The 26713-nt window shown below is 62.4% G+C and carries 20 protein-coding genes; 11 read left to right on the top strand and 9 right to left on the bottom strand.

Going from position 1 to position 26713, the window contains the following annotated elements; all coding sequences use genetic code 11:
* Positions 1-62: 62 nt before the first annotated feature.
* Positions 63-1427: a replication-associated recombination protein A gene (locus VJX68_RS11220; protein ID WP_324095780.1), complete on the bottom strand. Its 1365-nt coding sequence runs from the start codon at positions 1425-1427 to the stop codon at positions 63-65.
* Between the two features lie 256 nt (positions 1428-1683).
* Here VJX68_RS11220 and VJX68_RS11215 point away from each other — a divergent pair, with 256 nt between their 5' ends.
* From VJX68_RS11215 to VJX68_RS11200, 4 genes are all read left to right on the top strand, one after another.
* Complete coding sequence (locus VJX68_RS11215; RefSeq protein ID WP_324095779.1) at positions 1684-2499, top strand: BadF/BadG/BcrA/BcrD ATPase family protein; 816 nt, start codon at positions 1684-1686, stop codon at positions 2497-2499.
* Positions 2500-2570: 71 nt separating this feature from the next.
* Positions 2571-3830, top strand: a complete 1260-nt coding sequence (locus VJX68_RS11210; protein ID WP_324095778.1) for a CaiB/BaiF CoA transferase family protein — start codon at positions 2571-2573, stop codon at positions 3828-3830.
* A 15-nt stretch (positions 3831-3845) separates the two neighbouring features.
* Positions 3846-5063 (top strand): CaiB/BaiF CoA transferase family protein, encoded by a 1218-nt coding sequence (locus VJX68_RS11205; protein ID WP_324095777.1) that lies wholly within the window; start codon positions 3846-3848, stop codon positions 5061-5063.
* A gap of 19 nt (positions 5064-5082) precedes the next feature.
* Positions 5083-6333, top strand: a complete 1251-nt coding sequence (locus tag VJX68_RS11200) for an ABC transporter permease (protein WP_324095776.1) — start codon at positions 5083-5085, stop codon at positions 6331-6333.
* Positions 6334-6380: 47 nt separating this feature from the next.
* Here VJX68_RS11200 and VJX68_RS11195 read toward each other — a convergent pair whose 3' ends face one another.
* The 6 genes from VJX68_RS11195 to VJX68_RS11170 all read right to left on the bottom strand — a co-directional run bounded on the left by VJX68_RS11195 (position 6381) and on the right by VJX68_RS11170 (position 12804).
* Positions 6381-6668 (bottom strand): hypothetical protein, encoded by a 288-nt coding sequence (locus VJX68_RS11195; RefSeq protein WP_324095775.1) that lies wholly within the window; start codon positions 6666-6668, stop codon positions 6381-6383.
* Positions 6669-6968: 300 nt separating this feature from the next.
* A complete protein-coding gene (locus VJX68_RS11190) occupies positions 6969-7301 on the bottom strand; it encodes an SCP2 sterol-binding domain-containing protein (protein ID WP_324095774.1) in 333 nt (110 codons plus the stop codon).
* Between the two features lie 123 nt (positions 7302-7424).
* Positions 7425-8921: a TonB family protein gene (locus tag VJX68_RS11185; RefSeq protein ID WP_324095773.1), complete on the bottom strand. Its 1497-nt coding sequence runs from the start codon at positions 8919-8921 to the stop codon at positions 7425-7427.
* Positions 8922-8982: 61 nt separating this feature from the next.
* Positions 8983-9834 (bottom strand): LLM class F420-dependent oxidoreductase, encoded by an 852-nt coding sequence (locus VJX68_RS11180; RefSeq protein WP_324095772.1) that lies wholly within the window; start codon positions 9832-9834, stop codon positions 8983-8985.
* A gap of 39 nt (positions 9835-9873) precedes the next feature.
* Entirely contained in the window at positions 9874-11298 is a 1425-nt protein-coding gene (gene selA / locus VJX68_RS11175; protein WP_324095771.1) for an L-seryl-tRNA(Sec) selenium transferase, read from the bottom strand.
* Between the two features lie 201 nt (positions 11299-11499).
* Complete coding sequence (locus tag VJX68_RS11170; protein ID WP_324095770.1) at positions 11500-12804, bottom strand: MFS transporter; 1305 nt, start codon at positions 12802-12804, stop codon at positions 11500-11502.
* Positions 12805-12915: 111 nt separating this feature from the next.
* Here VJX68_RS11170 and VJX68_RS11165 point away from each other — a divergent pair, with 111 nt between their 5' ends.
* Positions 12916-14802, top strand: a complete 1887-nt coding sequence (locus tag VJX68_RS11165; protein ID WP_324095769.1) for a glycoside hydrolase family 36 protein — start codon at positions 12916-12918, stop codon at positions 14800-14802.
* Positions 14803-14818: 16 nt separating this feature from the next.
* On the opposite strand, the gene galK is transcribed toward VJX68_RS11165, so the two are convergent.
* Entirely contained in the window at positions 14819-16216 is a 1398-nt protein-coding gene (gene galK / locus VJX68_RS11160) for a galactokinase (RefSeq protein WP_324095768.1), read from the bottom strand.
* Positions 16213-16971, bottom strand: a complete 759-nt coding sequence (locus VJX68_RS11155) for a nucleotidyltransferase family protein (RefSeq protein WP_324095767.1) — start codon at positions 16969-16971, stop codon at positions 16213-16215. The genes galK and VJX68_RS11155 overlap by 4 nt, the downstream gene beginning before the upstream one ends.
* Before the next feature lie 90 nt (positions 16972-17061).
* Here VJX68_RS11155 and ribB point away from each other — a divergent pair, with 90 nt between their 5' ends.
* The 6 genes from ribB (at position 17062) to gyrA (ending at position 26691) form a co-directional block, all read left to right on the top strand.
* Positions 17062-18234: a 3,4-dihydroxy-2-butanone-4-phosphate synthase gene (gene ribB / locus VJX68_RS11150; protein ID WP_324095766.1), complete on the top strand. Its 1173-nt coding sequence runs from the start codon at positions 17062-17064 to the stop codon at positions 18232-18234.
* Positions 18235-18315: 81 nt separating this feature from the next.
* Positions 18316-20085 (top strand): protein-disulfide reductase DsbD family protein, encoded by a 1770-nt coding sequence (locus tag VJX68_RS11145; protein ID WP_324095765.1) that lies wholly within the window; start codon positions 18316-18318, stop codon positions 20083-20085.
* A 335-nt stretch (positions 20086-20420) separates the two neighbouring features.
* A complete protein-coding gene (locus VJX68_RS11140; protein WP_324095764.1) occupies positions 20421-21110 on the top strand; it encodes an iron-containing redox enzyme family protein in 690 nt (229 codons plus the stop codon).
* Positions 21111-21405: 295 nt separating this feature from the next.
* Positions 21406-23820: a DNA topoisomerase (ATP-hydrolyzing) subunit B gene (gene gyrB / locus VJX68_RS11135; RefSeq protein WP_324095763.1), complete on the top strand. Its 2415-nt coding sequence runs from the start codon at positions 21406-21408 to the stop codon at positions 23818-23820.
* A gap of 76 nt (positions 23821-23896) precedes the next feature.
* Positions 23897-24097, top strand: a complete 201-nt coding sequence (locus VJX68_RS11130) for a hypothetical protein (RefSeq protein WP_324095762.1) — start codon at positions 23897-23899, stop codon at positions 24095-24097.
* A 50-nt stretch (positions 24098-24147) separates the two neighbouring features.
* On the top strand, positions 24148-26691 hold the full coding sequence (gene gyrA / locus VJX68_RS11125) for a DNA gyrase subunit A (RefSeq protein ID WP_324095761.1): 2544 nt from the start codon (positions 24148-24150) through the stop codon (positions 26689-26691).
* The last annotated feature ends 22 nt before the right edge of the window (positions 26692-26713 follow it).

The following is a 26713-nucleotide window of genomic DNA, read 5'->3' as shown; positions in this document are numbered from 1 at the left end:
CCCGTTTTTTGTGGACCGCGGGAACGGACTCGGTCCGGTTCTCGCGGTTCACTTTTTTCCGGTCAGTCTTTTCCACCGGGCTTGCGCCGTGACGAGGGATTGCGCGCCTCGCGTGCGCGGGCGAGGAACTCGCGAATCCTGATTTCGTAGCCGCGCTCGGACGGCTCGTAATAGATCTTTTCGCCGAGTTCGTCCGGCAGGTACTTCTGCGCAGTCAGCGCGCCCTCGAAGTCGTGCGGGTAGCGGTAGTCCTTGCCGTAGCCGAGTCCTTTCATCATCGGCGTGGGTGCGTTGCGCAAATGGAGCGGCACCGGAAGTGCGCCAAGAGTTTTCGCATCTTCGGCCGCCGCGCGCATTGCGAGATACGAAGCATTGGACTTAGGCGCACTGGCCAGGTAGGTCACGCCCTGCGCGAGAGGGATCACACCCTCCGGCATCCCGACGAAGTCCACCGCCTCCTTCACCGCAATCGCCACTTGCAGTGCGCGCGGATCGGCGTTCCCCACATCTTCCGACGCGAATATCACCATCCGGCGCGCGATGAACAGCGGCTCCTCACCCGCCTCGACCATCCGCATCATCCAGTAAACTGCGGCGTCGGGATCGCTGCCGCGCATGCTCTTGATGAACGCCGAGATGACGTTGTAGTGCTCCTCGCCGGCGCGGTCGTAGAGGAGCGCCTTCTGCTGCGCCGACTCGCGAATGTGTTCGGGCGTGATTAGCGTCGCGCCCACGTTTTGCGCGAACTCCGCCGCAATCTCGAGCGTGCCGAGTGCGCGTCGCGCGTCGCCCGCGGCGAATCGAACTATCTCGTCCATCGCGCCGATGGCCAGCTTGAGTCCGGTGTTGCCGAGCCCGCGGTTCTTGTCCGCGAGCGCGCGATGCACCAGCGTTGCGATGTTCTCGTCTGAAAGCGGATGCAGCACGAGCAGGCGCATCCGCGAGAGCAGCGCCGAGATTACCTCGAACGACGGATTCTCCGTGGTCGCGCCGATCAGCGTGATCAGCCCGCTCTCGACGTGGGGCAGGAACGCGTCCTGCTGTGCGCGGTTCCATCGATGGATCTCGTCAATGAAGACGACCGTGGGTTTGCCGGCGTCGAGATCGCGGCGCGCCGCCTCGACCGCGTCGCGCAAATCGGCGACGCCCGAGGTCACCGCCGCGAGCTTGCGGAACACCGCGCCAGATTGCTCGGCCAGCACGAGCGCAAGCGTCGTCTTGCCCGTGCCCGGCGGGCCCCAGAGGATCATCGAATGCAGGACGTGCGCCGCGACCATCTGGCTGAGGAATTTCCCCGGACCCAGCAGGTGCTCCTGGCCGACAATTTCGTCAAGCGTGCGCGGACGCATCCGATCCGCCAGCGGCTGGCTGAGCGGAGTGCGCGGTGGAAAGAGACTCTGCGATGAATCGGCCTTGCGCCGTGCCATTTTTGAAACGTAGCACAGTGGCCGTCTTCGGCTAATGGATCCTGGCCTCTCCCTGTCCGAGAGAGCTTTGCACAACCTTGGCGGAAGGACAGAGCAGAATCTTGAATCGCGCGCGAAAAAAGTCGCGGCGGGGTTAAGCAAATGTCTCTTGTTCGAGGACAAGTCATTTTGGCACTCGGCCGGTCGACGTGTCGTTGCGCAGGTGGCAGTGGCTGATCTAGCTTCATGACGGGCTGGACAGGAGCCGGCACCACCTATGATCGTTGGCATCGATATCGGCGGTTCGACCACCGACGCCGTCATCCTCGAAAATGGCGGCCTGCACGTCGTCACGATCGAGGCTAACGACCCGGTCGCCGCGGCCGCGGGCGCGCTCGGCAAACTCGTCGCCGACTTCGGTATCAAGCTCGAAGACGTCGAATGCGTGGCTGCCACCGGCGCAGGATCGCGCGTGCTGACGAAATCGCTGCTCGGCAGGCCGGTCATCAAGGTCAACGAGTTCACGGCAATCGGAATCGGCGGCACGTCGCTGGCCGGCCTGGAGAGCGCGCTCGTTGTCTCGCTCGGCACCGGCACCGCAATCGTTTCCGTCACGCGCGACAAAATCGCGCATTTCAGCGGCACGGGAGTGGGCGGCGGCACGCTGCTCGGACTCGCCAAGCACATGCTCGGTGTCTCGACGATCGAGCGTCTCGAAAAACTCGCGAGCAAGGGCGACCTCCGCCGCATCGATCTCAGCGTTCGCGACATAGCAGGCGGCGCGATCGGCGACCTGCCGCCGGGCACCACGGCGGCAAACTTCGGCAAGATAAGCGCCGACGCGACGCCCGAGGACAAGGCGCTCGCGATCATGAACATGATCACCGAATCGATCGGCGTGCTCGCGCTCGCCAGTGCGCGCGCCTGTGGCCAGGAAAATATCGTGCTGACCGGGAAGCTGTCGCGCCTGTTCCGATTCATGCAGGAGATGAAGCGGCTCAGTTTTCCGTTTGGCCGGCGCTTCGTCATACCCGAGCACGCCGATTTCGCAACCGCCATCGGCGCCGCGCGCCACGCCCGCCAGCAGAAGTAGCACTCCTCGCGCCGTTACATCTTTGCCGCGGTAGGATATAAAGTTCCGAGTTCCGCGAGGTTTATTCACCGATGCCATCAGAGTTGCTCAAGGGATTTCGGCTGCTCGATTTGACCGACGAGAAGGGCGCGTTGTGCGGCAAGATGTTCGCCGATCTCGGCGCCGAGGTTATCAAGGTCGAACCGCCCGGCGGATGCTCGACGCGACGCATCCCGCCTTATCTCGAAGACAAAGCCGATGCCGAGCACTGCCTCTATTCGATCGCGTATCACTCCGGCAAAAAATCCGTGACCGCCAACCTCGCCAATGCCGACGGTCGCGCACTCGTCGCAGACCTCGCGACGCAATCCGATTTTCTCGTCGAGTCGCATCCGCTCGGCTATCTCGATTCGATCGGACTCGGCTACGACGCGCTCACGAAGAAAAATCCGCGCCTCATCTATGCGTCGATCACGCCGTTCGGCGACACCGGTCCCGGCAAGGATTACAACTGGGCCGACATTATCACGTGGGCGGCCGGCGGCGTGATGTACCTGATGGGCGAGGAGGGAAAGCCGCCGCTGCAGATGAGTCTGCCGCAGGCCGGACTGCACGCAGGCGGCGAGGCCAGCGTCGCGATGATGCTCGCGCACTACCCGCGCCAGATCGACGGGCTCGGCCAGCGTATCGTCGTCAACATGCAGGCCTGCATCGTGTGGACGCTGATGAACGAGCAGGCGATGCCGTTCCTGCACGGCAGCCATCTCTCGCGCACCGGGATTTTCGTTGGCTCGGCGGATGCGCGCCGCAAGATGGTGTACGAATGCAAGGACGGTCACATCTCAATTCTCATCGCCGGCGGCGTGACGTTCGGCAATTCGACAAAGGCGCTGATCGAGTGGATGCACGAGAACGGATTCGGCTCCGAGTGGATGCGCACCAAGGATTGGATTTCGTGGGTGCCCGGCGTCTTCATGAAAATGACTGAGCAGGACTACAAGGAGATCGAGGATCTCGAAGCCACGATCCAGCGCTTTCTGCTTACGATGACGAAGCACGAGATTTACGCGCAGGGGCTCAAGCGCCGCATCTTTCTCGCGCCAGTCGCGACGGCGGCGGACATAGCAGCCGACGAACAGCTCAAGGCGCGCGACTTCTGGATGTCGGTGCCGCACGACACGATCGGCCGCACGCTCACGTTTCCCGGGCCGTTCGCGAAAATGTCGGCGACGCCCATCGGATCGACCACGCGCGCACCGCGCGTCGGCGAGCATAGCGACGAGATCTATCGCGGCCTGCTCGGCCTCGCGTCTGAGCGAATTGCCAAACTCCGCGCCGCGGGTTCGATTTAGCCAGGAGAATTCGAGATGAGCCGTTTCGCATTGGAAGGAGTTCACATACTCGACTTCGCCTGGGTTGGCGTCGGTCCGATCACGACCAAGTATTTCGCCGACAACGGCGCTGACGTGATTCGGGTCGAGTCCGCCGCGCGCCCCGACGTGCTGCGCATCGGTCCGCCGTGGAAGGACGCGATGCCCGGCATCAACCGCAGCCAGTTCTTCGCCAGCTACAACACCTCGAAGAAATCGATCGCGCTCGACTTGGGCAAACCCAAGGCGCGCGAGCTCGCGAAACGGCTGGTGCCGTGGGCTGACATCGTCGTCGAGAGTTTCACGCCCAAGGCGATGCGCAAGTGGGGGCTCGGCTACGACAATTTGCGCGAACTGCGTCCCGACCTGATCATGCTCTCGACCTGCATGCAGGGACAGACCGGGCCGAACGCGCTCTACCCCGGCTTCGGCCAGTTGATGGCCGCGCTGTCGGGCTTCTACTACATCTCGGGCTACGGCCCCGGCTCATGCACGCCGCCTTACGGCGCCTATACCGATTTCATCGCGCCGCGCTTTTCCGCGTTCACGCTGCTCGCCGCGCTCGACTACCGCCGCCGCAGCGGCAAGGGCCAGTACATCGACATGGCGCAGTATGAAGCCGCGATGCAGAATCTCGCGCCCGCGTTGATCGACTACCACGCGACCGGACGCGTGCTCGGCCCGCAAGGCAACGCGTCCGCGCGTTACGCACCGCACGGCGCCTACCGATGCGCCGACGAGGACGGCAACGAGCGATGGATCGCAATCGCCGTCGCGAGCGACGAGCAGTGGCGCGCGATGCTTGCGGCGCTCGCATCCGAATCCACCGACCCGCGGTTTGCGACTGCGGCCGCGCGCATCGAGAACGCCGCGGCAATCGATCAGTTCGTCGGCTCGCTCACGCGCGCGCACAATGCGCACGATCTCACCGCGAAGTTGCAGGCCGCCGGCGTCGCCGCCTACCCGGTCGAGAACTGCGTCGATATTCATCAGGACGACAACCTCGAGGTGTTCGGTTTCTGGCATTGGCTCGAGCACAAGGAAATGGGTCCGTCGCCGTACGAGGGACTCGAGCATCGCATGAGCCGCACGCCAGGCACGCTTCGCTCGGCCGCGCCGATTCTCGGTCAGGACAACGACGAAGTATTTCGCGAGATGCTCTCGCTCAGCGCCGACGAAATCGAGCAGCTAAAGAAAGAGAACGTGATATTCTGAGTTCGTCTCGCTTGTTATCGTGCGATACGAACTCAAAATTGCGCTCCGCTATCTGCGCGCGCGCCGCAAAGACGCCTTCATCTCGATCACGACGATCTTTACCGCCGTCGGCGTGATGATCGGCGTCGCCGCGCTCACTGTGACGCTCTCGGTGATGGGCGGGTTCGAGCAGAGCCTCAAAGACCGCGTGCTGAGCCTCAGCCCGCAGGTCCAGATACTCAATTCGCAAGGATCGATCGATAACTACGCCGACATCGAGAAGAAGGTCGCGGGCGTACGCGGCGTCAACGGCTCCGACGCCTATATCATCGGGCAGGCAATGCTCAGTTCGGGGCGTGGAATCGGCGGTGTCGTCGTGCGCGGGGTCGAGCCGAACAATCCCGTCGTGCGCGATCAATGGGGCCGCTACATGATGGCCGGCAGTCTCGACGATCTTTCGCGCAGCTACACGATCGCCGCAAACGCCGCGGGGCCGGCGGTTACAACAGGCGGCCTCGCCATCGGAGTCAGCCTCGCGAAAAAACTCAAGGCCAAGCCGGGCGACGCGGTGCGCATGGTTGCGCCGGTGATCTCGCCGGATGGATCGCTCTCGACCAAGAGCGGGCAATTCGCAATCGGCGCGATCTTCGACTCCGGCATGAACTTCATCGATACCAACATGGTCTTCATGGACCTCGCGCACGCCCAGGATTTCTTCGGCCGCACCGCCAAAGTGGACGGCGTCGATATCCATCTCACCAATCTCGACGAGACCGACGCGGTCACCGACGCGGTGACCAAGCTGTTCCCGAATCCATACCGCGTCCGCAACTGGATCGAGTTCAACGAGTCCGCCGCCGCCGGCTTCGAACTCCTCAAGCGCGTGTATGCGCTCGTGCTCGTGATGCTCATCGGCGTCGCCGCGTTCAACCTCGTCGCGACGTTAATCATGGTGGTGATGGAAAAGCGCAAGGACATCGCCGTGCTGATCGCGATGGGTGCGACGCGGCGCGACGTGCGCCTCATTTTCGTGCTGAAAGGACTTATCGTCGGCGCCGCGGGAACCGCCGCCGGACTAATCCTCGGCGCCGCCGGATGCTTTGCGCTGGCGCGTTACCAGTTCATTCACATCCCGCGCGAAATTTACGGCATCTCGACGCTGCCGATCGCCGTCGCGCCGTCGAACTTCGCCGCCGTCGCGCTGGCCTCGATGCTTCTGTGCCTGCTCGCGACCGTATATCCGGCCCGGCAAGCATCGCGCGAGATGCCCGTCGAAGTCTTCCGCTCCTAGCTCCTGAACCGCCCCACCCCACATCCGCGGACAGTGAAAAAAACTGACTACTGATTATTTGGTGTGCGATTTGTATTCGTTGGGGGCTTGCTGGCGAGCTTCGGCTTTCGAACGACCAAAGTCTCATGACCGCGAACCTTGATCGTGCGCGCGGGGTCTGACGAAAAGTTCTGGCTAGGTCCGTCAGAATTTCGTGGCCGCGACGAGGTGCGCTTGCGCCGCCAGTTGCTGAGCTCCTTCGACAGTTTTGAGGCCAGCGAATCGTTGTCCTGGCCGTCCTCGGTCGATTCTCCGCTTTCCTTGTTGAGGTCGCCCTCGAACTCCGCGGAACTCATTTGCGTTCTCTCTTCCTGTGACGTGGATTTGTCCTCCTTTGCTTAGGACTGTTTAAGAAACAGAATTTTAGTTCTCGAAATTGATGTACTGACAGTAATCGGCGCCCGCGTTCGCGGCAGCCTGGAATCGTTAAATCAGTGGATAAGATTGTGTCTCGACTGCGTACCGAATCTGAATTTTATCGGCGCGTTTCGGCTTGGGATGATTTTTGTGTGGGATTCTTTCAGGCGGATTTTCCGCCGGCCGGGTTTGTTTCGCCCCGGCCGGCGTTCAATTCATTGCTGTCTTCGATTGATTGCTTAGGCAAACAGACTCTGCATCCGCAGCGCGAGACCCATGTCGCCCGCGATTCGCAGTTTGCCGCTCATGAACGCGACCTGCCCGTTCAGCTTTCCGGTCGTCATGTCCACGTAGTCCTGTGCTGTCATCGAGATCGTGATGCTCGGCGAAGCGGCTGGTCCTTCCTTGACCGTGCACGTTTCGTTGTTGACGATTACGTGCCACTTGCCGCCGTTATCGCCCGAGAGGTCGAACTGGTACGTCGCAGTCAGACCCTTGGCCGCGTCTTTGTTGAAGCGACTGGGCATCGCCGCGAAGATTTCTTTTGGTGTCGTAGGTGCTGCATCAGCCATGGAAAATTGAGTCCTCCTGGTGGGAGCGCCCGGTGCGCGCTCTTTCCGCCATATAAGCGTTCGGCTCGAACCGTGTCAATAGTAACACGCCCCGCGGGATTAGTCACTCCACCGCCTAGCTAATCAGAATCCGAACATGTTTCCCGGCACGACCCTGATGATGTTTCCCCGCACATGCACCGGCGACGCGTTCTCGGTAATCGTCACCGCCTGCTGCTTTTGCGCATCGGTTTTGACCGTGCCGTCAAGGTAAGCGTCGTGGCCAATCACCTTTACCGTCACACCGGTCAGCCCCGCGGCATAAAGCTGTGACGCGATCGCAGCTTGCCGCGCCGCCCAATCGGCGGTGTCCGTCTGCAGCGAATCGATCACGTTGCCGACTCCGGGCACCTGGCGCACGATTTTTTCGGTGTACAACTTGGCGTCGTTGTCGAACACCTTGCCGAAAATCGTCACCGTGCTGCCGCTGGTGTAGCAGTTGACGCGCCGTGTCTTCGGATTCGACGACAGCGCCTGCAGGACTCGCTGCTGCAAGGTAAGAGTCGGCGGCTTGGGCGGTCGCGGCGCGTGATGCTTGCGCGGCGGAGGCGCTGGAGCGACGGCCTCCACGGGGGGAGTCTCAACTGACGCCGGCGTCGGCGCTGCCGCTTCGGACGCGGCCGGCGACGGCGGCGCGCTGGCAAATTCCGGCGCCTCGGTCGGGCTCAGTCCCGCCAGCTTGCTGCTGAGTTGCGACTCGAGCGCATCCTTCGTAGTCGAATCGTTGGTGAAGATCATTGGGTAATCGATCTCGACCTCGCTGCCGCTGAACGGCGGGAAATTCCACGCGGACACGTCCTTGACCACTTCCGCGTCGAACGCCGGATTCGGATTGGTCGAGGTCCGTACCGACGCCGCGTCCACGCTGCCGTTGGGCAGCACCCTGACTCGCACCATCATCGCGTCGCGCAGCGTGCTGTCGCCGGCCAACGCATGCGTATAGCTGTCGAGCAACCCGACCTTGTGATCTTCGAACAATTTGCGCGCGGTGTCCTGGTTGCGCTCGGGCGCCGCCGCCGATTCCCCCGTCACCTGCACTCCCATCGCACTCGCCAACGCCACCATCGGCTCGGTCGGCGTCGGTGCGATCGACGCGACCGCCGCCGGCGACGTGCTCGCCACCGGCGCCTCCGCGCCCTTGCTGCTGAGGTGAAGCGCGAGCCACGCGCCGCCAGCCAGCGCAACAATAGCCGCAATCAGGTACGCGGCGACGCCGAACATTCCGCGGCCTTTTTCTTCGCCGTCGTCGTCCGCCATCTTGCCCGTGATTCGCATCGACGGCGACGAATCGCGCCGTACGGTCGCAGTACGCGGCGGCGTCACCGGCCTCGACGGCGGCGGCGTGTATTGCTCCGCTGGCGATTCCACGCCGAGCCGTGCGCCGCAGAAATTGCAGATCAGCTCGCCCGGCTGCGCCTTGCCGCCGCATACCGGACACTCGATCTGCGCGCCCTCGTCCGCTGACGCGCGTCCAGCGCTTTCCGCAAAGGCGGGACCCGCCTGCACGAGCGCAGAGCCGTCAGCGTCGCAAAACGTTTCCGAGTCGGGGTAGGTTTTTTCGCAGCGCGGGCACCTTTTCATGTTGGTAAGAAATCCTCTGGTGCAGGTTTCGATGATATCGGCGCGAATTGCGACACGCCAATCAATTCCTCGCGATCACTTCGGCGCCGAACTTTTCCATCGCCGCGAGGTGCTCGCGCGTGGTCGCCGCCGGCCCGAAAATTATTCGCGACACGCCCATCTCGGCGAACTTCTCGACGTCTCCAGGCTTCAACTGCTCGCGCAGCCTGCTCACCGTAATTTCCAGCGGCACCGTCCGCTCCGCCGCCCGCTCATGCTCTCGCAGGCGCTTGATCGTCGCCGCGATCTCGTCGTTACCCTCCGCGATTCCGTACCACCCGTCGCCGAGTTTCGCCGCCCGCTTGAGCGACGGCTCGGTGTTACCGCCGAACACGATCGGCGGGTGCGGTTTCTGCGCGGGCTTGGGCATGAACTTAAATCCTTCGACGCTAATCGTCTTGCCGTGATACTCCGGCGACTCCTTGGTCCACAGCTCTTTCATCAGCGCGAGATATTCGCGCGTGCGGAGCGCGCGGTCCTTGAAGTTCATCCCTACTCCTTCGAACTCCTCTTCGAGCCACCCGATCCCGACACCGAAAATAAACCGCCCGCCCGACAGCACGTCCAGGCTCGCGACGGCCTTGGCAGTCGTAAACGCGTTGCGAATCGGCAGCACGAAAACTCCCGTCGCCAGGCGAATCTTCGTCGTGACGCCCGCGACATACGCCAGCGCCAGCAGCGGATCATGCAGCGGCGTCTCCGGCGGCGCGCCCATCCTTCCACTAGATGAATACGGATAGGGGGAGCGGTACGTTACCGGCAAAATAATATGCTCCGGGATCCAAAGCGATTCGAAACCGCTCTCCTCGGCTTTGCGCGCGACCGCCGCGATACTGTTGGGTGACGTCTGATATAAGAATGTTCCGAATTTCATTGCGTTCTACGCTCCTGCGCGCGACGTTTAACAATACTGCTAGTCAGTTTCCAGCCTTACCGCGAAGACCGCCGGATCCTCGATCGTGCGCAAATCGAGATGGAAAGAATCGTTGGCCACCCGCCCGATAATTCGCGCGCGCCGAAACATCGCCGCGATCGCGTTGGCCGATTTCTCCGGATGGGTCACGCGCAGCGCGACCGACTTCAGTTGCTCGACCGGCATCGCGCCCGAGCCGACCTGCGAAGCCGCATCGACAATCTCGACGATGTAGCCGCCGCTGAGCCGCTCCGCGACAATCTCCCGTGCACGCGGCGCGATTGCGTTAATTTCACTCACACTACGTCCCAGGATTCGAAGCGTCGGCAGCTCCGAGCCCAGGTCGCGCGAGCGAAGATACAGCCGCAGCGTCGCCGCGAGCGCCGCAAGCGTCATCTTGTCGCATCGGAGCGCACGCTTCACTGGATTGCGCTTGATTCGATCGATCGCCGTGCGCCGCCCCACGATCACGCCGGCCTGCGGACCGCCGAGCAGTTTATCCCCTGAGAACGTGACGACCGCGGCGCCCGCCGCGATTCGCTCGCGCACGATCGGCTCGCGCGGAATCCCGAACTCCGTGAGATCGATCAGCGCGCCCGCGCCGAGGTCCTCCATCACGTCGATTCCGCGCACGCGCCCGATTTCGACCAGGTCTTCCAGCGTCACTTCGCTGGTGAAGCCGACCACGCGGTAGTTCGACGGATGCACTTTCAGCAGGAGTGCGGTGTCAGGGCCGACGGCATCCGCGTAGTCTCCCGGATGGGTCCGATTGGTCGTCCCGACCTCCCGCAGAATCGCGCCGCTTTTCGCCATCACGTCGGGCAATCGAAAAGATCCGCCAATCTCGATCATCTCGCCGCGCGACACGATCACTTCACGCCTCTCGGCCAGCGAGTTGAGCGCAAGCACAACAGCGGCGGCATTGTTGTTGACGACGGTCGCCGCCTCGGCGCCAGTCAGCGCGCAAATCTCATCCTCGACGATCGTGTCGCGGTCGCCGCGCCCGCCGGTCTCAAGATCGTATTCCAGGTTGACGGCAGAACGCGCCGCCATCTCGACTGCCTCGATCGCCGATTCCGCCAAAATCGCGCGCCCAAGATTCGTATGCAGCACAACCCCGGTAGCGTTGATGACCGGCCGAAGCGCCGGCTCATCGGCAGCAACGGCCCGCGCGACGGCGTGCACAACAGCATCGATCATCGCGTCGCGATCGCGCGGATGCGTGTCGCGCCCCGAAAGAATCGCAGCGCGCAATTCCGCCTGCGCCCGCTGCACCACGACTTTGAGATAGCTCCGGCTGAATCCCGCAAGCGCCGGATTCGCCTCCGCAGCCTTGATGCACTCATCGATCGGCGCAAGTGCGCGAATCAGCTCCGCGCGCTTATCGTCCTCTGCCTCAGAACGTTTTCTCGAATGCTTTGCCATGGCGAGATGATTATCAAAGACAGCGCTGCCCCGGCGCAACCTGATGCGCCGCACATTTCGGAATCACGGAGACTCTCGTCCCTCACCGGCCGCTGAAGGTCTCGCGTCGGCCTCTCTCGACAACGGGCGAGGCAAGGAAGTATCCGGGATTCTTCGCTTCGCTCTGAATGACACAGAGGCGGAACGACGCTTCACATTCAATTACGTGGCCTGCTCTATCTCCGCCTGCGCCCGCGCGATCAACTTCAGCTTCGTCAACAAAATAAATCCACACAGCAGTGAGAACGCCGCGCAGAACATCACCGCCGCACGCGGACTGAAATGCTCCCCGATGAAGCCGACCGCCAGGCTGCCAAGCGGCGCTGTGCCAATGAATGACAACGTGTAGATACTCATCACGCGCCCGCGGAGATCGTCGCTGACGAACATCTGCAGGAGGGTGTTGGTCGTCACCATGTGATTCATCAGGCCGACGCCGATGAACATCTGGGCGAGCAGCGAGAGCCACATCCAACTCGACACGCCGAAGCACGCGGTCGCTATCGCCATGCAAAATATTCCGAACACCAGATTCTGCCGGAGCGCTTTGGGAGCCGTCGAGCGGATATTCATCACGATTGCGCTCGCGACCGCCCCCAGCCCCTGGGCCGCCATCAGGAAGCCGTAACCGTGCGCCCCGACGTGCAGCAGGTCGCGCGCGAACACGGGAATCAGCACGGAGTACTGCATTCCGATTCCCATGTTGATCGCGACCAGCACCATCAGCCAAAGGGTCGGGCGATGACGCCAGACGTAGGCCAGCCCGAGCCGCACTTGCCGCATCATCGTGGCGCCGAATTCGCGTCGCTCGCGTCGCGGCAGTTCCATCTGGAACAGGCTCCAGATAACGGCGAGATAGCTGACACCGTTGAGCATGAAGCAGCCGGCGACTCCAATTGCCGCGATCGAAAGGCCCGCGATCGCCGGCCCGATCATGCGCGCGCCGTTGAAGATCATCGAGTTCATCGCGATCGCATTCGGCAGGTCTTCACGCCCGACCATCTCGACCACGAACGCCTGCCGTCCTGGCATGTCGAACGAGCTCACGAGTCCGTTGAGAGCAGCGAGCGCGATCACGTATTCCACGCGTACCGCGCCGACCCACGTCAATCCTCCGAGCACGAACGCGCTTAGCATCAATAGTGTTTGCGCGCCGATTATCAAGCGTCGCCGATCGACGTGATCGACCACCACGCCGGCGAACAACGCGACCAGCACGATCGGCATGTAACTCGCGAAGGCCACTACGCCCAGCATCAGCGATGAGTTGGTGAGCTTCAGCACCAGCCACGCCTGTGCGACCGACTGCATCCAGGTGCCGATCAGCGAGATTAGCTGACCGACGAAGAAGAGCCTGAAATTCCGATGCCGCAGCGCGCGGAACGCCGTCAGCCGTCCGCTCCAGCTATCCTGCGCGGGAACGTCCCCGCCCGCCTCGTCAGCCTCAGCGGCTTCTATCTCCGGCACCGTATCGATGACTTTTCGCTCCGCGACCAGGTGAACTCCCCCACTTTGCCAGAGCCGATTTAATCAATCGAGTGCCTTGCCGCGATGCCGTCTCTTTGCAACCCTTCACCCGTGACTGAGACTCTCCTATCGCGGATCGAGCTCCGCTACATCGACGCCGCCGGCCAACCGCGCGCGCTCGCTCTCGATGCGCCCACTGCCGGGCGCGAATCGAGCGCGGTCCGCGACGGCGTCGCCATCTCAGCGCGTCTCGAACACGCGCTCGGCGGCACGATCGTCCGCGCCGCCGTCGCCAATCGCGGCGACGACGCGGTTCGACTGACATCCGCACTCTTCGAGGTCGCGACCGGCTTCGCGCCGACCGCACCCGCGCGATTCTTCAAGCACGGCTACCAGTCATGGAGCGCGTCGGGCGGCCACGACGTATCCGCGTCGCAAACTCATCCGCGCGACACCGCCCACTTCATCACGCGCGTCAATCATCAGAGCGAAACCACTCGTCCGCCTGAATTTCCGGAGGCGCAGACCTCCGAGCTATTCACAATCGTGGAAAGCAATAATGTCGCGGAGCTGATCCTGGCTGGATTCATTGGAGCCGCCACTTCGCTCTCGACACTCACCATCGCCCGCCCTGAAAAAATACTCGCGCGCGCTATCCTCGACGATGTAACACTCGCGCCGGGCGTGCATCGTGAAGTCGATCCCCTGTTCATCGCCGCCGCCGATGAGTCACCTGCGCGGATGGCCGCGCGATGGGCCGACGCAACCGGCCGATGGATGAACGCGCGGGTGAGCGCGCCGTTTCAGCGCGGATGGTGCTCCTGGTACCACTACTTTCACGCGATCACCGAGGATGCGCTGCGCGCCAACATCAAGTCGCTCGAGGCGATGCGCTCCGAGTTTCCACTCGACGTGATTCAGCTCGACGACGGCTTTCAGTCAGCGCTCGGTGATTGGGACACGACCAACGTCAAATTTCCGCGCGGCCTCAAAAAAATCGCAGCAGAAATTCGCGCCGCAGGATTTCAAGCGGGCATCTGGACGGCGCCGTTTCTCGCCGCGCGCGACTCGCGCCTGATGATCGATCATCAAGACTGGTTCATCATGCACGCCGAGACCGGCGAGCCGGTTCGCGCCGGCCACAACCCGAACTGGACCGCGAGCGATGACAAGTTCGCGTACGCGCTCGACCCCAGCAACCCCGCGTTTCGCGCGCACCTGCGAAATCTATTCGCGAAACTCACCCGCGACTTCGGCTACTCGTATTTGAAACTCGATTTTCTTTACGCCGCCGCAGCGCCCGGCCGGCGTCACGACCCGAGTCTCACGCGCGGCGAAACCTTGCGCCTCGGCCTCGAGGCGATTCGCGCCGGCGCCGGCGACGACGCGTTCATCCTCGGATGCGGCTGCCCGCTTGGCCAGGCGATCGGCGTCGTGGACGGGATGCGCATCGGTCCCGACGTGTCTCCGTTCTGGGGCTCGACCGCTTCCGGAGCCGGCGACCCGTCCACGGTCTACGCGCTCGATGCGATCATCGCGCGCAGCTTCATGCATCGGCGTTTGTGGCTGAACGACCCCGACTGCCTGATGCTGCGGGCACGCAAAACCCGCCTCACCGCCGACGAACGCGCCGCGCTGGCCGCAACGATAGTCGCCAGCGGCGGGATGCTGCTGATTTCCGATGATATGAGCCTGCTCGACGCCGAGGCCGGAAAACTATTTCGCGCGGTCGCGCAAATTGCCGAGGAGATCGATTCCAACGCGGCGCGCGAACCGGTCCTCGCGCTCGATCTGATGACTACCGGCGACATCCGCGGCTTGATCACTGAGAACGCCGACGGCGGAGGCGCGATTGCGATGCTCCTGAACCGCGGCGACTCTCGCGCAAGCATGCAAACCTCCGACTTGAAGCTGGGCGCCGGCGCAATTGCGGCGCTCGATCTCGCCGTCGAAGAGAAAACTCAAGTCTTCGATACGATCGATCTACCGCCGCACTAGGCGCGCATCCTGCGCATCAAGCGTTAGCGCGTAAATCGATAACGCTCGCGCCCGCGCCCGCGTGCAACACGGCTCGCCAATTTTCCGGCGCCGCGCCCGGGTACAGCTTCGCGTAGTAGCCCCGATCAATCGATTCAATCACCGCGTCCGCGTCCGCTACGTCGCACAGCGCGACGATCGAGCCGCCGAAGCCCGCACCCGTCAGCCGTGCGCCGAGGGCGCCGCCGCGCCGCGCGTATTCCACGATTCCGTCGAGTCGCTGCGTGCTGCATTCGAAGTCATTTGCGAGACTCTGATGCGACGCGTTCATGAGCTTTCCCATTTCATCGAGGCGCCCCGCCTCGAGCACCTCCGCCGCGTGAATCACCCGCTCGGTCTCGCTCAGGACGTGCCGCGCACGTTTCAGGATTTCCAGCGGACGCTTCGTATCCAGCGCGATTCGATTCGATCCCTCGCCAAGCAACTCCGCATCGAGTTCCGACTGCGAGACTCCCAAGAGGTTTGCCGCCTCTTTCAGAGCTGCGTCGAGCCGCGCGGGTGCTGCCGCCGCAAGTTTCTCGACGAGGTCCGCTGCGTTCCACCCCGGCTGCGCGCGAACCACGTCGCCAAGGATCGTAACGCCGTCGAGCTTGAGCGCGCGCCCGAGAATCCGCGCCGCCAACGTGCACTCGACGACGCGCCGATTGTATTCCGCGCGCACCGTTCCCGACTTGTCCGCGATTTCCCGGCTGTCTGCCACCACGAGAACCGCGTTCGCCGGCATCTTCACCGCGCGCACGCGCAGCGGGTCGAACTCGATGAACAGTGCGTGATCGCGACGGCCAAGAATCGACGCCGCCTGATCCATTCCACCCGCGCGCGTGCCGACGTACCATTCGCTGCGCGCAACCATCGTCGCCGTTTCGAGCGGCTCGAGTTCAAGTTCGTTGAGCGCCATAAACGCCATCGCGGTCGAGACGGTGAGCGCGGCAGACGACGACAGCCCGGCCGCCGGCGGCACGCGACCATCGACGACCATCGACGCGCCGCGCCAGTTGCTGCGCGCGGAGAAGCGATCGATCACACCCTGGATTGCGGCCTTCACGTAGTTCGCCCAATCGCCGGTTTGGTATGGCGGGATCCGCCGTTCGATTGCGAAACGGCGGGACGACCACGCGGGGTCGGCGTTCGCCACCTCGATTTCGCCTGCCGCGTTGGCGGCGGCGGCGACGATTGTGGATCGATCGATCGCGACCGGCAGCACGGGCAGGCCGCTGTAGTCCGTGTGCTCGCCGATCAAATTGACGCGTCCCGGCGCGCGGGCCGCAAAGATTTGCGCGGCACCACTGGCGCGATCGTCCCCGGCGCGGACTCGGGCGGCGAGCCGTTTGGCGCGCGCAAGCTCGTCGGCGTCCCATCCGTCGGGCGGACTCATCGCTGCTTCCTCTTTGGCTTGAACCACGCGCGCGCCGCTTCGAGCTCTGACCGCGTGCCGACGTCGCTCCAGAACCCGCGCATGTCAACCGCGCGCACGACGCGGCCGTCGGCAATCATTTGCGCGATAGCGCCCGGGATTTCGAGTTCGCCGCGCGCGGACGGCGTAAGCCGCGCGAGATAGTCGAAAATTGTTTGGCCGGTAGCGAAAAGTCCCACGTTGTTCCATTCGGTCTTCGCGGTTCCCGGCGCTGGTTTTTCGTCGAGCCGTTCGACCATCATGTGCGCGTCCACGTAAACGGCTGCGCCGCGAAACGGATCCCTGACGCGATTCACCGCAAGCATCAAATCGTACTCGTCGATCCGCGCGTGATGGATGAAGCGCGGATAGTTCGCGCGATCCATCAGAATATCGCCCCATCCGAAGATAAAGCGCGGATGGCCGGCAAGATGCGCCCTGGCCGCGAGCATCGCGCCGCCGGTTCCGTTCAGTTCCGGCTGTCTGACGGTGGTGATTTCGATTCCCGAATTTTCGGCCTGATAGGTTTTCGCCCATCTTTCGATTTGCTCGGACAGGTAGCCCGTCACGACGATGAAATGCGTGAGCCCGGCGCCGGTGCCCGCGAGCACGTCGGCGATGTGCGAAATCAGCGGCGCGCCGGCGATGTCGAGCATTGGTTTCGGCGTGTCCGCCGTCAGGTCGCCCAGGCGTTTGCCGCGCCCCGCCGCCAGCAGGACCGCCGTCGTAATTTCCACCGCCACGCCGCCCAAGATAGCATCCCGCGGGCGTTCAAGTGTGCTTGGCTGGCGGTATATAGTTGAGTAAGAGTTTAGCGAGAGCCGCAAATGTTTGGTGAGATAAACCCCCGCAAGAAAGCGCGCGCGCCGTTCATTTCGATCGAGGAAGCGCTCGAGGAAACGCGCCGCGGCCACATGATCATCCTGATGGATGACGAGCAGCGCGAGAACGAGGGCGACCTGTGCATGGCGGCCGAGAAGGCCACCCCCGAAGCCGTCAACTTCATGGCCAGGTTCGGGCGCGGGCTGATTTGCCTGCCGATGTCGGCGGAGCGAATCGATCGGCTCGGACTCAGCATGATGATTGGCGACAACCAGGCGCCGCTCGGCACCGCGTTCACCACGGCGATCACCGCGCGGCGTGCGTCGGGCTCGGGAATCTCGGCGCAGGATCGCTCGACCACGATTCTACAGGCGGTGCGCGAGGACGCCAGCGGCGCCGAGTTCATCACGCCCGGCTACGTCTATCCGCTGCGCGCACGTGACGGCGGCGTGCTGGTGCGCACCGGGCAGACCGAAGGCGCGGTCGATCTCGCGCGGCTGGCGGGACTCAAGCCGGCGGGCGTCATCTGCGAGATTCTGAAGGAAGACGGCACGATGGCGCGGCGCGACGACCTGGTCGAGTTCGCGAAGGTGCACGGGCTGAAGATAGTCACGGTCGCGGACATCATCGAGTACCGGCTGCGCAACGAGACGATGGTGCAGCGGATCGCGGAGGCGAAGCTGCCGACCGCGTTCGGCGAGTTCAGTGCGCTCGTCTATCGCAACCTGGTCGATTACACCGAGCACCTGGTGCTGGTGATGGGCAAGGTCGATCCAAAAAAGCCGATCCTCGTGCGGGCGCATCGCGAATACCTGCCCGGCGATGTGTTCGGCTACTCGGTGCGCAACACGCGCAACCTGCTGCGCTCCGCGATGGAACGAATTTCAGCGGCGGGCGAAGGCGTGCTGTTGTATCTCAAGCGCGAGTCGAACGCGCTGGCGTCGGATTTCGACAGCGGTCGGCCGGCGCGCCGCGCTACCACGCGGGCCAACACGCCGGAGGCGGATTTCCGCGATTACGGAATCGGCGCGCAGATTCTGCGCGACGTTGGTGTGCGCAAAATGATTATCATGTCGGACGCGACGCCGCGGCTGGCGAATCTGCCGGGTTATGGATTGGAGATCGTCGGCTCGGTTCCGCTTTCGACCAACGGCAAGCACAGCGCCGCCGCCAAATAGATGTACACTGCTCAGGAACCGCGGCACTGCTCGCGTGGTTCTTTTTCCAGGAAAATGCTGACAGGAACTTTCCGAGCGCTTTTGCACAGCACGCTACTGGCGGGAGTTTTTCTCGCCGTGTCTTTGATCGCGGCGCCGCCAGCGCATGCAATCAAGGCGGATGAACTCGTAAAAATCACCTCCGCCACGATCGATCCTCCGCTAAGGGCCGGTGGGTCGAGCACGCTCAAAGTCGATGCGACTGTGATTCCGGAATGGCATATCAACTCGGACAAGCCGCTCAGCGAAGATTACATCCCAACCAAGCTCGAGATCAGCGGCCCGATCAGCGTGAAGCCGGGCGCAATAAAGTATCCGGCGGCGGAAACGATGACGCTCGACGTCGCGGCGGGCGGCGGCAAGATCTCGGTGTTCGGCGGCGATATCAAGTTTGAAGTGCCGCTCAAGGCGGCTGCCGACTTCGCACCGAAGCCGGGCGAGGCGCTCACGGTTACGATCGACTACCAGGGCTGCAACAACAACGAATGCCTGCGGCCGGCCTCCGTCAGCACGACGGTCGCGTTGGCTGCTCCAGGAGCGGCAGCGGGTGCGCTCGAAGGTATCGCTGCTGGCGGCGCGACGCGCAGCGGCCTGGGCGGTGGCGCAGATGATTCCGGCGGCGCGATCGCGCGCATCTTCGCTAATCATGGATGGTTCCTCGGCTTTTTCGCGGTATTTCTCGGCGGACTCGCGCTGAATCTGACGCCTTGCGTCTATCCGCTAATCGGTGTGACGATCGCGTACTTCGGCAACCAGGGCGGCGGCCATCGCCGCGTGATGTACCTGGCGATCGTTTTCGTGCTCGGAATCGCGCTGATGTTCTCGTCGGTCGGAGTGGTGGTCGCGATGTCTGGTGGTTTGTTCGGCGCCGCGATGCAGAATCCGTTCGTTCTCGTCGCGCTGTCGATGGTGCTGCTGACGCTCGCCGCGTCGAGCTTCGGATTATTCGTCCTGCAGCCGCCTCAGTGGATGCTGCAGCGTGCGGGCGCTGCGCACCCCGGATACGCAGGCGCGTTGCTGATGGGCCTGGGGATGGGCGTGGTGGCGGCGCCATGCATCGGGCCGATCGTGCTGGGCTTGCTGCTGATGGTCGAGCGGAGCGGCAGCGCACTTTTCGGGTTCGCGCTGTTCTTCACGCTGGCGCTGGGCCTTGGTGTTCCGTACATCGGACTCGCGATGGCGGCCGGGCATATCCGCCGCCTGCCGCGGTCGGGCGAATGGCTGGCGTGGATCGAGCACCTTTTCGGGTTCGTACTGGTTGGACTCGCGCTCTACTTCCTCGATCCGGTAGTACCGAACAACCTGATGACGCGAATCCTGCCGTACTACGCGGCCGGCGTCGGAATTTATCTCGGCTTCATTTCGCGCGAAGGCCGAAGCTGGCGTCCATTCCTGGTGCTGAGATCGGCTTTGGGAGTGGTCGCGTTGGCGGCGCTCGCATTCATGGTCTATCCGCGACAGGCGCCGGAGAAACTTCGCTTCGAGCCGTTCAACTCCGAGCTGCTCGCGTCGGCGACCGAAGCGCGCAAGCCCGTGCTGATCGATTTCAGCGCCGACTGGTGCATCCCATGCCGCGAAATGGAGCATTCGACCTTCGTCGATCCGTCCGTGGTCAGCGAGGCCAAGCGCTTCGTGCGGATGAAGGCGAATCTGACCGCGCAGGACAAGAAGACTGAAGAGCTGACGACCAAATACGAGATCCAGGGCGTGCCGACGACGATGCTGATCGATTCCGCCGGCAGGGTGGCGCAGCGCAAAGTCGGGTACATCGGCCCGCAGGAGATGCTCGCGGAACTAAGGCACGTGGATTAAGACGCGGGGCTTCTCGCCCCGCACCCTCGGCAGGGGTGACCCCTGCACCCGGTAATTCAGAAAAAGGAAAGATGCGGGCTGACGACTGTTAGGAAGTTCTGGCCGCGAGGACGCGAAGCGAGCTCGTGCCCACAGTCGCGGACAGACCCCGACGTTTCTTCACTAAAATAGTTCGAAAAGGGACGAAGTCCCGTATCTTCTTTCTTCTTTTCATTGGGTGCAGGGGTCACCCCTGCCGCAGGCGCGGGGCGCGCAGGCCCGCATACGATTCTTGCGACGCGCTTCGCTTCACATTGGGTGCGCGCTCTCGTACATTCGCGGTATGAGGTTTAGCCATGGCTGCGAATGACGGTTTCGTGCGCGAGATTTTCGCGATGGTTAAAGAGCGCCGCTCTTTCGGCCGTCATCCGTTTTGGCATCGAATCGCCGACGGAAAAGTCTCGCAAACTGGGCTGTGTATATTCGCAACCCAGTTCTTTCTGCAGGTGCGTGAATTCCCTCGCGCGCTGAGCGCGCTGCATTCGCGATGCTTCAACGCGGAGGAGCGCGTGAAGCTCGCGGAGAGCCTGTATGAAGAGGAGACCGGCAAGATTTCCGGCAGCGCGCCGCATCCTGAATTGTTCATCCGCCTCGGACTCGGGCTCGGGCTTAGCCGCGACGACATGATTCACGGCAAGGCGCTGCCCTCGACGGCGGCGCTGATCGATTGGTTCGAACTCTCGACCAAGGATCGCTCGTTCGCCGAAGGGATCGGCGCAATCAATCTTGCGGCGGAGGGCCAGGTGCCGGGCAACTTCGCGCCGTTCGCGCGCGCACTCGAAAAGCATTACGGACTTTCGCGCGAGCAGGTCGCGTTTTTCGACGTGCATGAAATCGCCGATCGCGATCACAGCGACGTCGGCGACAACATTCTAAGTCACGCGCCGATGAGCGAAGTGGAACGCGCGAAAGTATGGGCCGCGGTCGAGCGCTCGCTCGACATGTGGTGGCAATTCTTCGACGGAATCCAGCGCGCCTGCGAGTAGGATTTTCGGCTGATTTGGACCTCTTTTTCAGGCTGATCTGCGCGCATCTCATTTCGCAAAATGACGTTCTGTTACCGACACAGCATCCTTTTGCAAAAACGCCGACAAATCTGAGCGAAGACAACCCGGAAAACGCCCACTGAATGGTTACTTTTCTATCCACAGTCTCGCTCATCAAATACTGTTTGATTACTTGATCGCGCCATTACTTTTTCCTTTACTTTAATGCCTTAGACAAATACAATTGTGACAGGCGGTGGGGATGGGAAAGGTAGTTCATCGCTCGTCCTTTTCTATGGCAAATAAACAATCGTCTGACGGCTACGGCGCCGAGTCCATCAAGGTTCTCGAAGGACTCGAAGCAGTTCGCAAACGCCCCGGGATGTACATCGGCGACACCGCCGAGCGGGGATTGCATCATCTCGTCACCGAGATCGTGGACAACTCGGTTGATGAGGCGCTGGCCGGTCACTGCACCGAAATCAACGTCGTAATCTTGAGCGACGATCGGATTTCGGTCGAAGACAACGGCCGCGGAATCCCGGTCGATATGCATCCGACGGAAAAGCGCTCGGCGCTGGAAGTCGTGCATACGGTGCTCCACGCCGGCGGCAAGTTCGAAAAGAGCGCGTACAAAGTCTCGGGGGGATTGCATGGCGTGGGCGCATCGGTCGTCAACGCGCTCAGCGACGAGTTCGAAGTCGAAGTTCACAAGAACGGCAAAATTTATTTTCAGCGCTACGAGCGCGGCATTCCGAAAACCAAAGTCGAAGAGCGCGGCAAGACCAACAGCAAAGGCACCAAGACCACCTTCACGCCCGACTCGAAGATATTTCCCGAGATAAAGTTCAAGTACGAAATTATCGCGCGCTACCTGCGCGAGATGGCGTACCTCAACGCAGGCCTGCGAATCAGGCTGCGCGACGAACGAATCAACAAGGCCGAAGAGTTTCACTACGAGGGCGGAATCGCGGAGTACGTCGCGACGCTGAGCAAGAGCAACGAAGCGCTTCACGACGTGATTTTCTTCAAGGGCGTGCGCGAGGGGGTCGACGTCGAGGTCGCGCTGCAATGGACCGACGCGATCCACGAGGTGATTTTCACCTACGCCAACAACATTCACACCGCCGAGGGCGGGACGCATCTGTCGGGGCTGAAGGGTGCGCTGACGCGGACGATCAACAATTACGCGATCAAGAACAGCCTCTTCAAAAACAAAGACATGCGGCTGGAAGGTGACGACACCCGCGAAGGTCTCGCCGCGATCGTCAGCATCAAGATCGCTGAGCCGCAGTTCGAAGGCCAGACCAAGACCAAGCTCGGCAACTCCGAAGTCGAAGGAATCGTATCGGGGCTCGTGAACGAGAAGCTCGGCGAGTTCCTTGAAAAGACACCGCCGGTCGCGAAGAAGATAGTCGCGCGGGCGGTCGAAGCTGCCACCGCGCGCGAGGCCGCGCGCAAAGCCAAGGAGCTCGTGCGGCGCAAGGGCGCGCTCGATTCGGGCTCGCTGCCGGGCAAGCTCGCGGACTGCCAGGAGCGCGACCCGGCGCTCAGCGAGTTGTACCTGGTCGAGGGTGCATCGGCAGGCGGTACCGCGAAAGAGGGCCGCGATCGCAAGACGCAGGCGATTCTGCCGCTGCGCGGAAAAATTCTGAACGTCGAGCGCGCGCGCATCGATAAGATGCTGTCGTCGCAGGAGCTGCGCATCCTGATCACGGCGCTCGGGATGGGAATCGGCAACGACAAGGACCTCAGCAAGCTGCGCTATCACACGATCGTGATCATGACCGACGCGGACGTCGACGGCTCGCACATCCGCACGCTGCTGCTGACGTTCTTTTTCCGCCAGTTCATCGAGATTATCGAGAATGGCCATCTCTATGTCGCGCAGCCGCCCCTGTTCCGCGCCAAGAAGGGCAAGACCGAGCGCTATCTCAAGGACGAAACGGCACTCGAAGATTACCTGACCGACCTCGGCGCCGAGGCGGTGACATTTGAAGCGGGCAAGGGCAAGGACGCGCGCGAATTCAAGGGCGCCGCGTTGAAGACCGTTGTGCGCAAGGCATTGTTCTTTGAAAAAATGTTCGAGGCGCTCGAGCGCCGCTCGAAGGAACGCTCGATCATCGCGACGCTCGCCAAGCTGGCGGCCGACAAAACGATCGGCGACGAGAATTTTGAATCCGAGAAAGCCGCCAAGCAGATGGCCGAGGCGATTCGCAAGGATTCGAAGAACGACAACCTCGTGTACAAGCTCGAGGCCGACGGCGAAGCGCATTGGCGCGCTGTCTTCAGCCATTCGAAAAACGGCGCGACGCCGCCGACGGTGGTCGACCTGACGCTGTTGCATAGCGGAGAGCTGCGCGAGATTCGCCGGTTGGGCCCGGAGCTCGACGCGATCAAGGCGCCGTTCAAGCTGAGAATTGGCGAAGGCGAATCGACGGTCGATACGCTCAAGGCAGTAGCGGAGGCTGTGCTCGCCGCCGGGCAAAAGGGCGTCGACATCCAGCGCTACAAGGGGTTGGGCGAGATGAATCCGGGGCAGCTCTGGGAGACCACGATGAACCCGGAGACGCGAGCGATGTTGCGGGTGCAGATTTCGTCGCGCGAGGAAGCCGAAGAAATCTTCGGCACGCTGATGGGCGACGTGGTCGAGCCGCGGCGACAGTTCATCGAAGAGAACGCGCTCAATGTCCGCAACCTCGACATCTGACGAGCCGCAAGTTTGATGCGCGAGCGTGACGCGTCGCATGTCATCGAGGGAATCTTTGCACGAAGAAATTCGCATAATGGCGACGAATTGCGCCGTGTGCGAGCGTGACGCGCGTGACGCAGAACAAACCCTTGGCGTGTTGCTCGCGCTCGACGGTATAGCGCACCCCGAAGATTCGTTCGCGTACGACCTGTTGCCGCATCGGCGCGAACTTCATCGCGAAACATTGCTGCGTAAAATTCAGGAATGGGCGGCGCTTGAACAGCAATGCGGCTAGCTGAATTTCTAATGCTCGAGCGTACGGAACTCCCGGGAGCACCAGGTTAAATGGCTGAAACCAACGGCAACGAACCGCATCGCAACGAACCCGCGCTGCTGAATATCGAAGACGACATGCGTCAGTCCTACCTGGACTACGCGATGTCGGTGAATATCGGACGCGCGCTGCCGCAGATTCGAGACGGCCTCAAGCCCGTGCATCGCCGCATCCTGTACGCAATGTTCCGCACGGGCCTGCTCTCGAATCGGCGCTATACGAAGTGCGCCGCCGTCGTCGGCGAAGTCCTCGCGCGATACCATCCGCATGGCGACATGGCGGTCTACGATTCGCTCGTACGCATGGCACAGCCGTTCAGCCTGCGTTACCTGCTCATCGACGGCCAGGGAAATTTCGGATCCGTCGACGGCGATCCGCCCGCTGCGTATCGATACACCGAGTGTAAGTTGACACGGCTCGCCGAGCGGATGCTCGCCGACATCGACAAGGACACCGTCGACTTCATCCCGAACTTCGACGGCTCACACATGGAGCCCGACATCCTGCCCGCGCAATTTCCGAACTTGCTCGTCAACGGCTCGGACGGCATCGCGGTTGGGATGGCAACCAACATCCCGCCGCACAATCTCGGCGAGGTCTGCGACGCGCTGCAGGCGTTGATCAACAACCCGAACATCACGCACGAGGAAATTCTCGACATCATTCCGGGACCCGATTTTCCGACGGGCGGGCAACTGCTCGGCCGTCAGGCGATTCGCCAGGCATACCTCACCGGCCGCGGCACTCTCACGATGCGCGCTCTGGCTGCCATCGAGACCGACAAGCGCAGCTCGCGCGCCTCGATCATCATTCGCGAAATTCCCTACCAGGTGAACAAGGCGCGCATGATCGAGCGGATGGCCGAGCTGGTCAACGACAAGCGCATCGAAGGCATCAGCGACATCCGCGACGAATCCGATCGCGACGGCATGCGCGTCGTCATCGAGCTCAAGCGCGACGCCGAGCCCCGTATCGTGCTCAACCAGCTCTACAAGCTGACCCAGATGCAGCAGGGCTACGGCATCATCCTGCTCGGCATCCACGAGGGCCGCCCCAAAGAGATGACGCTGCTGCAGATGCTCGTCGCGTTCCTCGAGCATCGCAAAATTGTACTAACGCGCCGCACGCGCTTCGAGTTGAAGGAAGCCGAGGCGCGGCTCCATATCCTCGACGGCCTGTTGATCGCTCTCAAAAATCTAGACGCGGTGATCAATCTGATCCGCAAGTCGAAGGATGCCGAAGTCGCGCGCACCGGCCTGATGAAGCAATTCGGCCTCTCGCAGTTGCAGGCGCAGGCGATCCTCGATCTCACGTTGCGCCGCCTCACTTCGCTCGAGCGCGAAAAGATCGAGAATGAGCACAAGGAGACCGTCGCTCTGATCGCGCGCTATAAGAAAATTCTCGCGAACGAAAAGGAATTGTTGAAGCTGATCGCAGGCGAGCTCGACGAAATCAAAAAAGAATTCGCGGATCCACGCCGCACGCAGATCATCGAGGCGGAAGGCGAGTTCTCGGTCGAGGATCTCATCGTCGAGGAGGACGTCCTAGTCACCGTTACGCACGGCGGCTACATCAAGCGCACCCCGCTCTCGCTCTATCGCACGCAAAAGCGCGGCGGCCGCGGCAAGATTGGCGCGACCACCACCGAAGAAGATTTCGTCGAACATCTCGAGCGCGTCTCGACCCACGACCGCCTGATGTTCTTCACCAGCGCCGGCAAGGTTTACGAGCTCAAGGCCTACGAGCTGCCCGAGGGCGGCCGCGCCGCCAAGGGACGCTCGATCGCCAACCTGCTGAGCCTCGCCAACGACGAAACGCTGTCCGCATTTATTCCCGTGCCGCGCGAGACCGCCGGCAAGTTCGTCTTTTTCTCCACTCGTCGCGGCCGCGTGAAAAAGACCGCGCTCGACGAATATGAAAACATCCGCTCGACCGGAATCATCGCGATCAATCTCGAAGACGGCGACACGCTGGTCGACGTGCGAATCACCGACGGCAATCAGCAGATCGTGCTCTCGACGCGCGAGGGTCAGGCGATTCGTTTCAAAGAAGAAGAAGCACGCCCGATGGGCCGCGCGACCGGCGGCGTTGTCGGCATGGAGCTCGAGTCGCAACCGGTCAAGGAGGGCAAGACCGTCACGTTGGTCGAGGACGAAGTCGTCTCGATGTCCACGGTGCGCGACGACGAAACCCTCCTCACGGTCTCAGAGCTCGGTTACGGCAAGCGTACTCCCGCTTCGGACTACCGCCTGACTCATCGCGGCGGCAAGGGCGTTATCACCATGAACGTGACCGAGAAGACCGGCAAGGTGATCAGCGTCCGGCAGGTCGGCATCGACGACCAGGTGATGCTGATAACCGACGGCGGCAAGGTGATTCGATTGGCCGTCAAGGGAGTCCGCATCACCGGCCGCAACGCGCAGGGCGTTCACATGGTGCGGCTCGAGGGCGACGAACGCGTCCGCGCGGTGGCAGGGATGGCGGAGCGCGACGAGGACGACGCCAACGGCAACGGATCCAACGGAAGCGGCGATGCGGAGGATTCGGACGAGTAGCTAATCGACTGACTATTGCATA

This window comes from Binatus sp. (SeqCode), from assembly GCF_035272065.1.
Classification (GTDB): Bacteria; Desulfobacterota; Binatia; order Binatales; family Binataceae; genus Binatus.
Note: the sequence above shows the minus strand (reverse complement) of the source record. Positions and strands in the feature narration are given on the sequence as shown.